The sequence below is a fragment of the Rahnella aceris genome, assembly GCF_011684115.1.
GTDB lineage: Bacteria > Pseudomonadota > Gammaproteobacteria > Enterobacterales > Enterobacteriaceae > Rahnella > Rahnella aceris.
Map to the genome: position 1 here is coordinate 2,082,106 of NZ_JAADJV010000001.1, position 12,469 is coordinate 2,094,574.

General features: G+C 51.2%; 10 protein-coding genes. 4 read left to right on the forward strand and 6 right to left on the reverse strand.

Annotation, left to right across the window (positions count from 1 at the left end; all coding sequences use genetic code 11):
* Window positions 1–15 precede the first annotated feature (15 nt).
* From purB to GW591_RS09450, 4 genes are all read left to right on the forward strand, one after another.
* Window positions 16–1,386: an adenylosuccinate lyase gene (gene purB, locus GW591_RS09435; RefSeq protein ID WP_013576215.1), complete on the forward strand. Its 1,371-nt coding sequence runs from the start codon at window positions 16–18 to the stop codon at window positions 1,384–1,386.
* 359 nt (window positions 1,387–1,745) lie between these two features.
* On the forward strand, window positions 1,746–2,420 hold the full coding sequence (gene phoP, locus GW591_RS09440) for a two-component system response regulator PhoP (RefSeq protein WP_013576218.1): 675 nt from the start codon (window positions 1,746–1,748) through the stop codon (window positions 2,418–2,420).
* 26 nt (window positions 2,421–2,446) lie between these two features.
* Entirely contained in the window at window positions 2,447–3,904 is a 1,458-nt protein-coding gene (gene phoQ / locus GW591_RS09445) for a two-component system sensor histidine kinase PhoQ (protein WP_013576219.1), read from the forward strand.
* Between the two features lie 160 nt (window positions 3,905–4,064).
* Window positions 4,065–5,186 (forward strand): ribosomal protein uL16 3-hydroxylase, encoded by a 1,122-nt coding sequence (locus GW591_RS09450; protein WP_119261809.1) that lies wholly within the window; start codon window positions 4,065–4,067, stop codon window positions 5,184–5,186.
* Between the two features lie 939 nt (window positions 5,187–6,125).
* Here GW591_RS09450 and GW591_RS09455 read toward each other — a convergent pair.
* The 6 genes from GW591_RS09455 to lolC all read right to left on the reverse strand — a co-directional run bounded on the left by GW591_RS09455 (window position 6,126) and on the right by lolC (window position 12,356).
* Entirely contained in the window at window positions 6,126–6,752 is a 627-nt protein-coding gene (locus GW591_RS09455; protein ID WP_166860492.1) for a hypothetical protein, read from the reverse strand.
* Window positions 6,753–6,952: 200 nt separating this feature from the next.
* Complete coding sequence (gene pepT, locus GW591_RS09460) at window positions 6,953–8,182, reverse strand: peptidase T (protein WP_013576223.1); 1,230 nt, start codon at window positions 8,180–8,182, stop codon at window positions 6,953–6,955.
* 146 nt (window positions 8,183–8,328) lie between these two features.
* Window positions 8,329–9,156 (reverse strand): Sir2 family NAD+-dependent deacetylase, encoded by an 828-nt coding sequence (gene cobB, locus GW591_RS09465; protein WP_013576224.1) that lies wholly within the window; start codon window positions 9,154–9,156, stop codon window positions 8,329–8,331.
* A 50-nt stretch (window positions 9,157–9,206) separates the two neighbouring features.
* A complete protein-coding gene (lolE, locus tag GW591_RS09470) occupies window positions 9,207–10,457 on the reverse strand; it encodes a lipoprotein-releasing ABC transporter permease subunit LolE (protein WP_153376802.1) in 1,251 nt (416 codons plus the stop codon).
* Complete coding sequence (lolD, locus tag GW591_RS09475; protein ID WP_013576226.1) at window positions 10,457–11,161, reverse strand: lipoprotein-releasing ABC transporter ATP-binding protein LolD; 705 nt, start codon at window positions 11,159–11,161, stop codon at window positions 10,457–10,459. Before lolD ends, lolE begins: the two co-directional genes overlap by 1 nt.
* Entirely contained in the window at window positions 11,154–12,356 is a 1,203-nt protein-coding gene (lolC, locus tag GW591_RS09480; protein ID WP_013576227.1) for a lipoprotein-releasing ABC transporter permease subunit LolC, read from the reverse strand. The genes lolD and lolC overlap by 8 nt, the downstream gene beginning before the upstream one ends.
* Window positions 12,357–12,469 lie beyond the last annotated feature (113 nt).

The following is a 12,469-nucleotide window of genomic DNA, read 5'->3' on the forward strand; positions in this document are numbered from 1 at the left end:
CAGGAGTTGCTACCGATGGAATTATCCTCACTGACCGCCGTTTCCCCCGTTGATGGACGCTACGGTGATAAAGTCAGCGCGCTGCGTACTATTTTCAGCGAATTTGGCCTGCTGAAATTCCGTGTGCAGGTTGAAGTACGTTGGCTGCAAAAACTGGCAGCCTGTGCAGAAATCAAGGAAGTTCCTGCTTTTGATGCCGACGCAAACGCTTTCCTCGACCAGATTGTGGCAAATTTTGATGTTAATGACGCACAGCGCATTAAAGATATCGAAAAAACCACCAATCATGATGTCAAAGCCGTTGAGTATTTCCTGAAAGAAAAAGTGGCTACGCTCCCTGCCCTGCATGCGGTGTCTGAATTCATTCACTTCGCCTGTACTTCTGAAGACATCAATAACCTGTCTCACGCACTGATGCTGCAAACTGCACGTCAGGATGTCGTGCTGCCGTACTGGAAACAGATTATTGATGCCGTGAAAGACCTGGCACACAAATACCGCGACATTCCGCTGCTGTCCCGTACCCACGGCCAGCCTGCTACGCCATCCACCATCGGTAAAGAACTGGCTAACGTCGCTTACCGTATGGATCGTCAGTTTAAGCAACTGCAAAACGTCGAAATCCTGGGTAAAATCAACGGTGCTGTCGGCAACTACAATGCTCACATCGTGGCGTATCCGGAAGTGAACTGGCACCAGTTCAGTGAAGAGTTCGTTACCTCTCTGGGCATTACCTGGAATCCGTACACTACCCAGATCGAGCCACATGACTACATCGCCGAACTGTTTGACTGCGTGGCGCGTTTCAATACCATCCTGATCGACTTCGACCGCGACATCTGGGGTTACATTGCCCTGAACCACTTCAAGCAGCGCACTATTGCAGGCGAAATAGGTTCTTCTACCATGCCGCACAAAGTGAACCCGATCGACTTCGAAAACTCCGAAGGCAACCTCGGTCTGTCAAATGCGGTATTGCAGCATCTGGCCAGCAAATTGCCGGTTTCACGCTGGCAGCGCGACCTGACGGATTCTACTGTACTGCGCAACCTCGGCGTGGGTCTGGGCTACGCACTGATTGCTTATCAGGCAACCATGAAAGGCGTCAGCAAGCTGGAAGTGAACGAAGCGAATCTGGCGAACGAACTGGATCACAACTGGGAAGTACTGGCTGAACCTATCCAGACCGTGATGCGTCGTTACGGTATTGAAAAGCCTTACGAGAAGCTGAAAGAGCTGACACGCGGCAAGCGTGTTGATGCTGCCGGTATGCAGGCATTTATCGATTCGCTTGAATTACCCGAAGACGAGAAAGTGCGTCTGAAAGCCATGACACCGGGCAACTACATCGGCCGCGCCACCACCATGGTTGACGAACTGAAGTAAGTTTTTGCTCTGCACGTCAAAAGGCGACCTTCGGGTTAATGCCGGTCACTTAAGCATTTTTATGAATACAAATTCATTTTTGTGCTTCAAAGGATAATGAAGGAATCAGGCTTATAGCGCTATTTTTCTTCATCGAAGGCCCAAATTCACGGGCCTCATTTCCTTAAGTGACCGGCATTAACCTTCGGGTCGCCTTTTTTATGCCACGCCTGGCGGAAGCCGCTTATAATTCGTTTAGGTTCTGTTGATGTTCGGCACACCTGCGTTGACCTGAGGTTGATTAAAATGTTTCTGAATCATTTACAATCGCACTCAGAATGTTTAATCCATTTTTCGCGCTGTCAGGATAAGGAATCACCATGCGAATTTTAGTCATTGAAGATAACGCACTGTTACGTCATCACCTCTCAGTACAGCTGCGGGAAATGGGCCATCAGGTCGATGCGGCAGAAGACGCCAAAGAAGCAGACTATTTTCTGCATGAGCATGCGCCTGATATCGCCATTGTTGACCTCGGCTTGCCTGGTGAAGATGGCCTGAGCCTGATCCGCCGCTGGCGAAGTCATCAGAACAATCTGCCGATTCTGGTGCTGACCGCCCGCGAAAGCTGGCAGGATAAAGTCGCAGTGCTGGAAGCCGGTGCGGATGATTACGTCACTAAGCCATTCCATCTGGAAGAAGTGCTGGCGCGCATGCAGGCGCTGATGCGCCGTAACAGCGGTCTCGCTTCACAGGTGATCACGCTGCAACCTTTCCAGATTGATCTGTCACGTCGTGAACTGACCGTCAATGAGCAGCCGATTAAACTGACCGCTTTCGAATACACGATTATCGAGACACTGATCCGCAATGCGGGAAAGGTGGTCAGCAAGGACTCTCTGATGCTTCAGCTCTATCCGGATGCCGAGCTGCGTGAAAGTCACACCGTCGATGTTCTGATGGGCCGTCTGCGCAAAAAACTGCAGGCAGAACACCCGGTTGATGTGATAACGACCGTACGTGGTCAGGGTTACCGTTTCGACATCAGGCCATAATCATCGTCATGTTCAAAGGACGCTTCATGAAAGGACGTCGTACCCGGAACCCCTTCTCCCTTCGCGTCCGCTTTATGATGGCGACCGCTGCGGTGGTACTTACCCTGTCGCTGGCCTACGGGCTGGTGGCCGTGGTGGGTTACATGGTGAGTTTCGACAAAACCGCCTACCGGCTCCTGCGCGGCGAAAGTAACCTCTTCTTCAGCCTTGCACAATGGCGCGACGGCAAGCTGACTATCAACGTTCCACCTGATCTCGACCTCAACACGCCGACGCTGGTGTTCATTTACGACGCAGACGGAAAACTGTTATGGGCCGAGCGCCGCATCCCTGAGCTCGAAGCGCATATCGATAAAGCGTGGATGAACAAACCCGGCTTCTATGAGCTGGATACCGACACGCAAATCAGCAGCGAAGTACTGGGCAACAACCCGCAAGCGCAGGATAAGTTGAAGGATTACGACGATACCGACGCCAACGCGATGACCCATTCCATTGCGGTCAATACCTATAATGCAACCTCGCGCCTGCCGGCGCTGAACATTGTGGTGGTCGATACCATTCCGCAGGAATTACAGCGATCTGATCTTGTCTGGGAATGGTTCAGCTATGTCTTACTGGCGAACCTGCTGCTGGTGGTGCCTTTGTTATGGCTGGCAGCTTACTGGAGCCTGAGGCCAATCAAAGAACTGATCCATCAGGTCGCCGAACTGGAAACCCACGAGCGGGAATCACTGGATGAAAACCCGCCACGTGAACTGCGCGGTCTGGTGCGTAACCTGAATATTTTGCTGCACGGGGAGCGTGGCCGTTATGATCGTTACCGCACCACGCTGGCTGACCTGACGCACAGCCTGAAAACGCCGCTGGCTGTCTTGCAGTCCACCCTGCGTGCACTGCGCAATGGTAAACAGATGACCATTGAAGATGCCGAGCCGGTGATGCTTGAGCAAATCAGCCGCATCTCACAGCAGATTGGCTATTACCTGCATCGCGCGACATTGCGCTCCGAACAAAACCTGCTGATCCGTGAAGTTCACTCCGTCCCGGCGATCCTCGACGGATTATGTTCGGCGTTGAATAAGGTTTATCAGCGTAAAGGCGTGGTGATCACGGTGGATATTTCACCGGAAATCACCTTTGTGGGCGAAAAAAATGACTTCATGGAAGTGATGGGTAATGTGATAGACAACGCCTGCAAATACTGTCTGGAGTTTGTCGAAATCAGTGCCGTCCATACCGAGAATCAGTTGGTGATCCTGATTGAAGACGATGGCCCGGGTATTCCGGTAAGTAAGCGCGAGGTGATTTTCCAGCGCGGGCAGCGGGCAGATACCTTGCGTCCGGGACAAGGGCTGGGGTTATCGCTCGCCAACGACATCATTGAACAGTACGACGGCAAAATTATCATTGGTGACAGCCCGCTTGGCGGCGCCAGCATGCGCGTTTGTTTTGGTCTGCAACAAGGCATTGAACTGGAATAACGTTCTCCCCCGATTATTTTGCCAGCAAATTTCGGCGCAATCTTAAGCATAGTGCGAAATTTGCTGGCAATTGCCCAACTCAGCCGCAACACCTTCCGTTATAATCATTTACAGACTCTTCTCTTCCTTATCACCCTCCATTTAATGCAAGGGAAATACTATGGATTACCAACTCGACCTAGACTGGAATGATTTCCTGCAGCGTTACTGGCAAAAGCGTCCTGTGGTGTTAAAACGCGGCTTTAAAAATTTCGTCGATCCGATCTCTCCGGACGAACTGGCTGGTCTGGCGATGGAAAATGAGGTGGACAGCCGTCTGGTGAGCAATGAGGACGGCAAGTGGAATGTCAGCCACGGGCCGTTTGAAAGTTACGATCATCTGGGTGAAACGGGCTGGTCAGTTCTGGTTCAGGCGGTCGACCACTGGCATGAACCCTCTTCCCATCTGATGACGCCATTTCGCCACATTCCTGACTGGCGCATGGACGATTTGATGATTTCCTTCTCGGTGCCCGGCGGTGGTGTTGGCCCGCATCTGGATCAGTACGACGTATTTATTATTCAGGGCACTGGCCGCCGCCGCTGGCGTGTGGGCGAGAAAGTCGCCATGAAACAACATTGCCCGCATCCTGATTTGCTGCAGGTCGAGCCGTTCGAGGCGATTATTGATGAAGAACTGGAACCGGGCGACATCGTCTACATTCCGCCGGGCTTCCCGCACGACGGCTATTCGCTGGAAAACTCCCTCAACTATTCCGTCGGTTTCCGTGCGCCAAACGCCCGTGAGATGGTCAGTGGTTTTGCAGATTTCGTGCTTTCCCGCGAGCTGGGCAGCCACCGTTACAGCGATCCGGAACTGGTTGAACGTGAACATCCGGCCGAAGTACAACCGGCTGAGCTGGATAAACTGCGCGGCATGATGCTGGATCTGATTGATAATCCGGCGCATTTCAACAGCTGGTTTGGCGAGTTTATTTCCCAGTCGCGTCATGAGCTGGATCTGGCACCGCCGGAACCGCCTTATCAGCCGGGTGAAATTTATGAACTGCTGGAGTCGGGTGAAACGCTGGAACGTCTGGGCGGTCTTCGCGTGCTGCGCGTGGGTGATACCTGTTACGTCAACGGCGAAGCCATGACCACGGAACATATCGCTGCGGTGGATGCGATTGCCCGCCATAAAACCGTAACCAAAGACATGCTTGGCGATGCGCTGGACGATCCTTCATTCCTTGCGCTGCTGTCTGCGCTGGTAAACAGCGGTTACTGGTACTTTAACGACTGATATTAAGAGCTATTTAATCTTATTATTAATACAGGATGCTTCGGCATTCTGTATTAATTAAGAAATTTAATATTTTAGTTATTAATGGCTAACCGGTAAAGAATAGTTAATTCACATTAGTCAACATCTTTTAAACTTTATAATCAGGGAATATATTTCATTACCAACACCCGGTTATTAAAGGCCAGACATATTCTTCACACAGTTGTTCACGAAAAAAAATGAGTTAACTCAAACCCATACCTTTGCCTGTTATCCCCTCCCGAAACCTGAAGCAAGAAAATCCGAGCTCTACATAAATCGAAATATCTCACCTGAAATAACTCGAAGATTATACGATACAATTAATAAGCACATAGTTCGAGACATCCGCAGGTTTGGTAAGTCCGCCATGAATCCGAGTATGCTGGCCGATTTCTCCCGAATGAGTTATTTTATTGATAACAAAAAATATCCGTTCCTGGTAATGACATTCAATCTAAAACTAACTTTTCCACTCAGATCGTTGAACCCAAATATCCAATGGATTCAGGAATATATCGGCTCGCTGTCTTCTTTCCTGCATCAGGGTATTTTTCCTGATTTTTTTGTGCTGTGGATAACTGGAAGGCCAGTGATGACCGCAAGTAGGAAATCGCTATGGTTCTCTGGAGAGAAATAGAACCGCCACCAGCTTTTATATCTCCAGCACAGGCATGATTAAGTTAGTTACTCAGGCACATATTTCAAACATTCTACTCAGAAATAACAACATTAGAATGGTGGATAAAAAACGTAGCCAGTTTCACTTACAGCTCTCATGCCGGGCAGTAGCCATGCCAGACAAAGGTTGATCACTACACAAGGCAATGGCGCAGACGGCTACCGGATAGCGCTGCACGGAATGGAGCGTCTAAAATAACAAACGCAATGCTGTCGGGCTTTCACAGCCCGACGAAGTTATCGAAGCCGCAGCAGGCGTTTGAAAGGATTAAGGTTCAGAGATTTGGTATGCAGACTTATTTTTATGGCGAGGTCTTTATCTCTCAGATAATTACATGCCACCCCTACACGCTTAGGCGTACAGGGTAAAAAACCACCCTGCATATAGCCAAAGGCCCTGGCACGTAATGGTGAAGCGATAAGTCCTGCATTGATGACCCGGCCAACAATATTAGCGCAATTCTTCCCGACGGTACGAAATGATGATCCTCCTGCTTTATGACAAATATCATACCAGGCTGTTTTCATCGCACTCTCGTCCAGGTTCATCAATCCATAAATAACATCTGGTGGGTTACCTTCGGTACGTGCATCAGAACGATAAGTCGTTGAACTGGTATTCCCCATGCAAGCGATTCTTGAAAGGTATTTACCGAACATGATTTTTTTATCTTCTGTTTGTGGCCACCAGCTGACATAAGGACTGGTTTCTAAAATATCACCAATAAACATTGACGCATGGCCTACATTCCCACCATCCGGATACCAGATTAATACCCATGCACTATAACAAGTGCCGGTACCACGAGTCGGGGTGCGAGTTCTGACAAAATCCCGCAGTGATGCTACATCCTTTAATTCCATTTTCTCAAATCCGTAGAGGCAAAAATGTATTTTACAGACAGGAGAAATGAGAAAAAAATACAAATTAGAGATACGAAATCAAGATATATTTAGGCAGGTTATCTGTCATAACCAGATAAAGTGGTTAACACGCTGATAATAAAGGGCAATCTAACCAGCCTTATATTGTTAAACGTTATAACTCAAAGGCTGAACAGGATTTATTGAGATCTTTCCGCCGTCAGTTCCGCGATACGCATAATCACTGCAACCGCTTTTTCCATTCCTTCGAGCGTTACGAATTCGTGTTTGCCATGGAAGTTATAACCGCCGGTGAAGATATTCGGGCATGGCAAACCGCGAAACGAAAGCTGTGCGCCATCAGTGCCGCCACGGATGGGCTTCATGATAGGTTCAATATCACAATCTTTCATCGCCTGCTGCGCCAGTGCAATAATGTGCGGGTGCTGAGCCACTTTGTCGCGCATGTTGTAATAGTGATCGTCGAGCGTCACTTCGATATAACAATCACGGTGCAGGCCTTTGCCGACCACGTGTGCGACATCAATAATTTTTTGCTTACGGGCTTCGAACTGCGTTTTGTCGAAATCACGGATGATGTAATGCATTTCCGCACGCTCAACGTTGCCCTTGATGGTCGTCAGATGGTAGAAACCTTCGTAACCTTCTGTATGTTCGGGCGTTTCATCTGCAGGCAGCTCGTTGTGAAAACGCGTCGCCAGTGACAGCGCATTCACCATCACCCCTTTGGCACTGCCCGGATGCACATTATTACCGACAATTTTAATCGTGGCCGACGCAGCGTTGAAGTTCTCAAACTCCAGCTCCCCCACTCCGCCACCGTCGACGGTGTAGGCCCACTGCGCGCCGAATGCAGGAATATCAAAACTCTGCGCGCCTTTGCCGATTTCCTCGTCTGGCGTGAAGGCAATACGCACCGGTCCGTGCGGAATATTGCTGTTTTTCAGTCGCACCATCGCGGTAATAATTTCTGCGATACCAGATTTATCATCAGACCCGAGCAAGGTTTTGCCGTCGGTGGTGATAATCGTGTGCCCGAGAAGCTGATGTAATACCGGGAACATCACCGGAGATAATATTTCATCGCCATTACCCAGTGCGATATCGCCGCCGCGGTAATTTTCCACAATTTGTGGATTAACGTGTTTAGCCGTGAAATCAGGCGCGGTATCCAGATGGGAAATAAAACCAATCACCGGCACTTTCCAGGCCACATTGCCAGGCAAGGTGGCCATCACGCAGCCTTTATCACTGAGCGTAACCTGAGAAAAACCTAGCTCGGTCAGTTCATTACGCAGGGCCTGCGCCAGCCTGAGTTGTCCGTCGGTGCTGGGCGTGTGTTTAACATTGGGCTTAGATTGAGTATCGAAAGAAACATAATGAAGAAAACGATCAAGCAACTTATTCATTTGGGTATCCTCTGGCGGCTGGGTTTTATTATGCGCAGCATGAAAACCCTGAATATTGCGTCAGGTCATTTTTCACCAAGTTTAACGAGATATGTCTATGGGGCAGGCGCAATTTTTGGCGGGAACAATAAAAAAAAGCCTGGTGATCACCAGGCCTGGTCTTTCTTGGTCAGGAACTTATGGACAAATTCCGGTACGACCTGGCTCGCCAGCCCGTAGTGCTTCATATCGAATTCGCTTTCAACCTGACTCGGTTCAAGGTTCAGTTCAACAGCACAGGCGCCGCCGATGCGCGCTTCATGGACAAATCCCGCGGCCGGATAAACATGCCCTGAGGTTCCGATAGCGACAAAAAAATCGGCTTTAGCCAGCGCATCGTAAATCTCGTCCATGCCAAAAGGCATTTCACCGAACCAGACTATGTGCGGGCGCAACGGTGCCGGAAACTGACAGCAATGACAGCGGTCATCCACAGTCAGATCGCCCGGCCAGTCCAATACCTGCCCCGATTGCGTACACCGCACTTTTAGCAATTCGCCGTGCATATGAATGACGCGTAAGCTGCCCGCGCGCTCGTGCAGGTTATCGATATTTTGCGTAACCAGCAGGAAGTTCTCACCGAGCGCCTCTTCAAGCGTTGCCAGCGCGTAATGTGCAGCATTCGGTTTGAGATCTTCTGCCTGCAACTGACGGCGGCGCTCATTATAAAAACGCTGTACCAGTTCAGGATCACGGCGATAGCCTTCGGGCGTCGCCACATCCTCAACATGATGTTCTTCCCACAAACCGTCAGCGGCGCGGAAAGTACGAATGCCAGACTCGGCGGAAATCCCTGCGCCGGTCAGCACCACGACAAACGGCTTCTTCAACGACGCAGCCGCCATCGAGTCACGGTGGAAAATATTCGACCGGAACCGCTGATGGCGAATGCGCTTATTTTTGCGAAACCGACACAGACGATGACGTGTGCGCATGAAGTGCTCCTTACTCTCTGTGTCTGATTAAGACTTCATTTAAAAATGGATTACTGACCGCCACTGAGTACGCGGGCAGGATCGATACGGCTCGCACGCCGCGCCGGATACCAGCTTGCCAGCAAACTCAGCACCAGGGCGGTTACCAGCACCCCTGCGACATCCAGCCAGTGAACTTCAGAAGGCAGGAAGTCGATGAAATAAATATCGCCCGACAGGAACTGGTGACCGGTCAGTTTTTGCAATGCATTGACGATGTTAGTCAGCTGGAAGGCCGCAATCACGCCGATCACTACACCTGCAACGCTGCCGACCAGCCCCGCCAGTAAACCGTACCAGATGAAGACTGCGCGGATAAGTCCGTCTTTCGCGCCCAGTGTGCGCAAAATCGCAATATCGCTGCTTTTATCTTTCACCGCCATCACCAGCGTTGAAACGATATTGAAGCAGGCCACACCAATCACCAGCACCATCGCCATATACATGATAGCGCGCACCATTTGGATATCACGGTACATGTAGCCATAAGTTCCGATCCAGCTGCTGATATAAACGTAAGCCTGAGTCACTTCACCGGCGTCGTGCACCAGTTTCTGTGCGGCAAAGACATCGTTCACTTTGATATCAATACCGGTCACGCTGCTGCCCATATCCTGATATTGCTGGGCATCGGCCAGAGGCACCATGCCAAGGCTGTGATCAAGTTGTCCGCTGAGCTGCAAAATACCGGCAACCTGCAGGCGAATCCGTTTTGGCTGCAACAGCTTCATTTCCGGGTCGCTGTTCGGGATCATCACGGTCACCCAGTCGCCCTGCTTCACGCCCACCGAATCCGCGACACCTTTGCCGAGGATCAACTGTTGCTGACCGGCTTTAAAATTTTGCCAGGCATTATTCTGCACGAATTTCGGCGCGGCACTGACACGTGGTTCACTCTGTGGATCAACACCTTTCAGTTGGATGGCGCGCAGTTTGGCGCCGTGCTCAATCAGGCCGTTGAACTGGATATAGGGTGCAGCCGCCACAATACCCGGCACTTTTTCCACCCGATCCAGCACGCCCTGCCAGTTGTTGAACGGCTGATTGACCGGCCGGATTTCGCCGTGCGGTACGACCGCCAGTACGCGTTCTTTCAGCTCACGTTCAAAACCATTCATGGCGCTGAGGCCAACGATCAGCACCGCCACACCCAGTGCAATGCCTAATGTTGAAATCACCGAAATCAGCGATACCATGCCGCTGCGACGGCGTCCACGACTGAACCGCAGGCCAATCAATAATGAAAAAGGAATGCCAGACATTACTTCGCTCCCAGCAACATCGATTCCTGCTGCAACTTGCCGTCACGCATTTCCAGCTGACGCGTCAGACGGTTCGCCAGTTGCAGATCATGAGTCACCACCAGAAACGCCGTGCCCTGGCGCACATTCAGTTCGCCGAGCAATTCGAAAATGCTGTCGGCATTGCGCTGATCGAGATTACCGGTCGGTTCATCGGCCAGCACCAGCGAAGGATTATTCACCAGCGCACGGGCAATTGCCACCCGCTGACGTTCACCACCGGAAAGCTCGGAAGGACGGTGATTGCTGCGATGTTGCAGTCCCACCGCTTCAAGCATCGCCAGCGCGCGTTCCTGCACTTCGGCAGATTTCTTTTTGCCAATCAGCAGCGGCATCGCGACGTTTTCCAGCGCGGTGAAATCCGGCAGCAAATGGTGGAACTGATAGATGAAGCCCAGCTCGCGGTTACGCAATTCAGATTTCGCCGATGAAGACATCGCGTTCAGAGACTGACCTTTGAAAATCACTTCGCCGGACGTCGGGGAATCGAGTCCGCCCAGCAAATGCAGCAAAGTACTTTTGCCGGAACCGGAGGTGCCGACAATCGCCATCATCTCACCCGGCTGCATAGCGAAACTGACGTCACGCAGCACGTCGGTGTGCATTTTACCTTCCTGATAAGTCTTACAGAGGTTTTCACACTGCAATAATAAAGAATTACTCATAACGTAAAGCCTCTGCGGGATGGGTGGCAGCAGCGCGCCAGGAAGGATAAAGCGTAGATAATAAAGCAATAGCCATAGCAACCAGCGCGATGACCACGACCTGAACCGGTTCGATATCGACCGGCAGCGACGCGCCATCGAGCATCAGCCCGATAGCTGGCATAATTGTATTCAGTTGGGTGGCCAGCACCACGCCGAGCACGGCACCGAGCAACGCGCCGATCACACCGGCACTGGCACCCTGCACCATGAACAGCGCCATAATCTGGCGACGGCTTAAGCCCTGTGTTTGCAAAATGGCCACTTCGGCTTGCTTCTCCATCACCAGTAAACCCAGTGACGTAATAATGTTAAACGCGGCGACGGCGACGATCAGGCTCAGCAACAGCCCCATCATATTTTTCTCCATGCGCACCGCCTGGAACAATTCGCCGCGGCGTTCACGCCAGTCTTTCCAGCTTGCACCGTCAGGCAGTTTTTGCGTACTCAGACTGTCGACGTCCAGCGGTTTGTCGAGGAACAAACGCCAGCCGGTGACATTGCCTTTCGGATACAGCATCAGACGTGAGGCGTCCTGAATGTTCACCAGCATCTGGTAACCATCCACTTCGCTGTTGGCGGAGAAAGTGCCGATAACGTTGAACAAACGCTGGCTCGGGACGCGGCCGACTGGCGTGAACTGGCTGACACTGGTGACCATCAGACGCAGTTGATCGCCACGGCGCACTTTTAACTGCTGCGCCAGCTGATCGCCAAGAATAACGTTGTATTTACCGGGTTGAAGTTCCTGCTGGGCAACCCCAATTAAGTATTTCGCCAGCGGGTCTTTCTGGTCAGGATCGACACCGAGCATCACGCCCACCGCGACGCTGCCTGGGCTTTGCAGCACGACATCGCCGGTGGTCAGCGGTACAGCGCGGTTAACACTTTTCAGCGCCGACACCTGTTGATGGGTGATTTTCTGAGGGTCGAGGGATCCGCCCGGCGTGGTGATTAACGCCTGAGGCATCAGACCCAGGATGTTACCTTCCAGATCTTTCTCAAAACCGTTCATCACTGACAGCACGGTCACCAGCGCCATCACGCCGAGAGTGATACCAATGGTGGATAACCAGGAGACAAACCGCCCGAAGCGGTCCGAAGCACGCCCGCGCATGTAGCGCAGACCTATAAATAACGCGACAGGTTGATACATAACATCCGTTTTAAGTGCTTGGCCGCAAATAAGTGCGTGGCGCAGACTAAAGTGATCAAGGATAATAAAGGCTAGCACCGCTTTATGGAACCATTAACCCAAAGTAATCGGTT

Coding starts and splice junctions, on each gene's coding strand:
- purB (WP_013576215.1), top strand. CDS start 16: ATGGAATTATCCTCACTGACCGCCGTTTCCCCCGTTGATGGACGCTAC.
- phoP (WP_013576218.1), top strand. CDS start 1,746: ATGCGAATTTTAGTCATTGAAGATAACGCACTGTTACGTCATCACCTC.
- phoQ (WP_013576219.1), top strand. CDS start 2,447: ATGAAAGGACGTCGTACCCGGAACCCCTTCTCCCTTCGCGTCCGCTTT.
- GW591_RS09450 (WP_119261809.1), top strand. CDS start 4,065: ATGGATTACCAACTCGACCTAGACTGGAATGATTTCCTGCAGCGTTAC.
- GW591_RS09455 (WP_166860492.1), bottom strand. CDS start 6,752: ATGGAATTAAAGGATGTAGCATCACTGCGGGATTTTGTCAGAACTCGC.
- pepT (WP_013576223.1), bottom strand. CDS start 8,182: ATGAATAAGTTGCTTGATCGTTTTCTTCATTATGTTTCTTTCGATACT.
- cobB (WP_013576224.1), bottom strand. CDS start 9,156: ATGCGCACACGTCATCGTCTGTGTCGGTTTCGCAAAAATAAGCGCATT.
- lolE (WP_153376802.1), bottom strand. CDS start 10,457: ATGTCTGGCATTCCTTTTTCATTATTGATTGGCCTGCGGTTCAGTCGT.
- lolD (WP_013576226.1), bottom strand. CDS start 11,161: ATGAGTAATTCTTTATTATTGCAGTGTGAAAACCTCTGTAAGACTTAT.
- lolC (WP_013576227.1), bottom strand. CDS start 12,356: ATGTATCAACCTGTCGCGTTATTTATAGGTCTGCGCTACATGCGCGGG.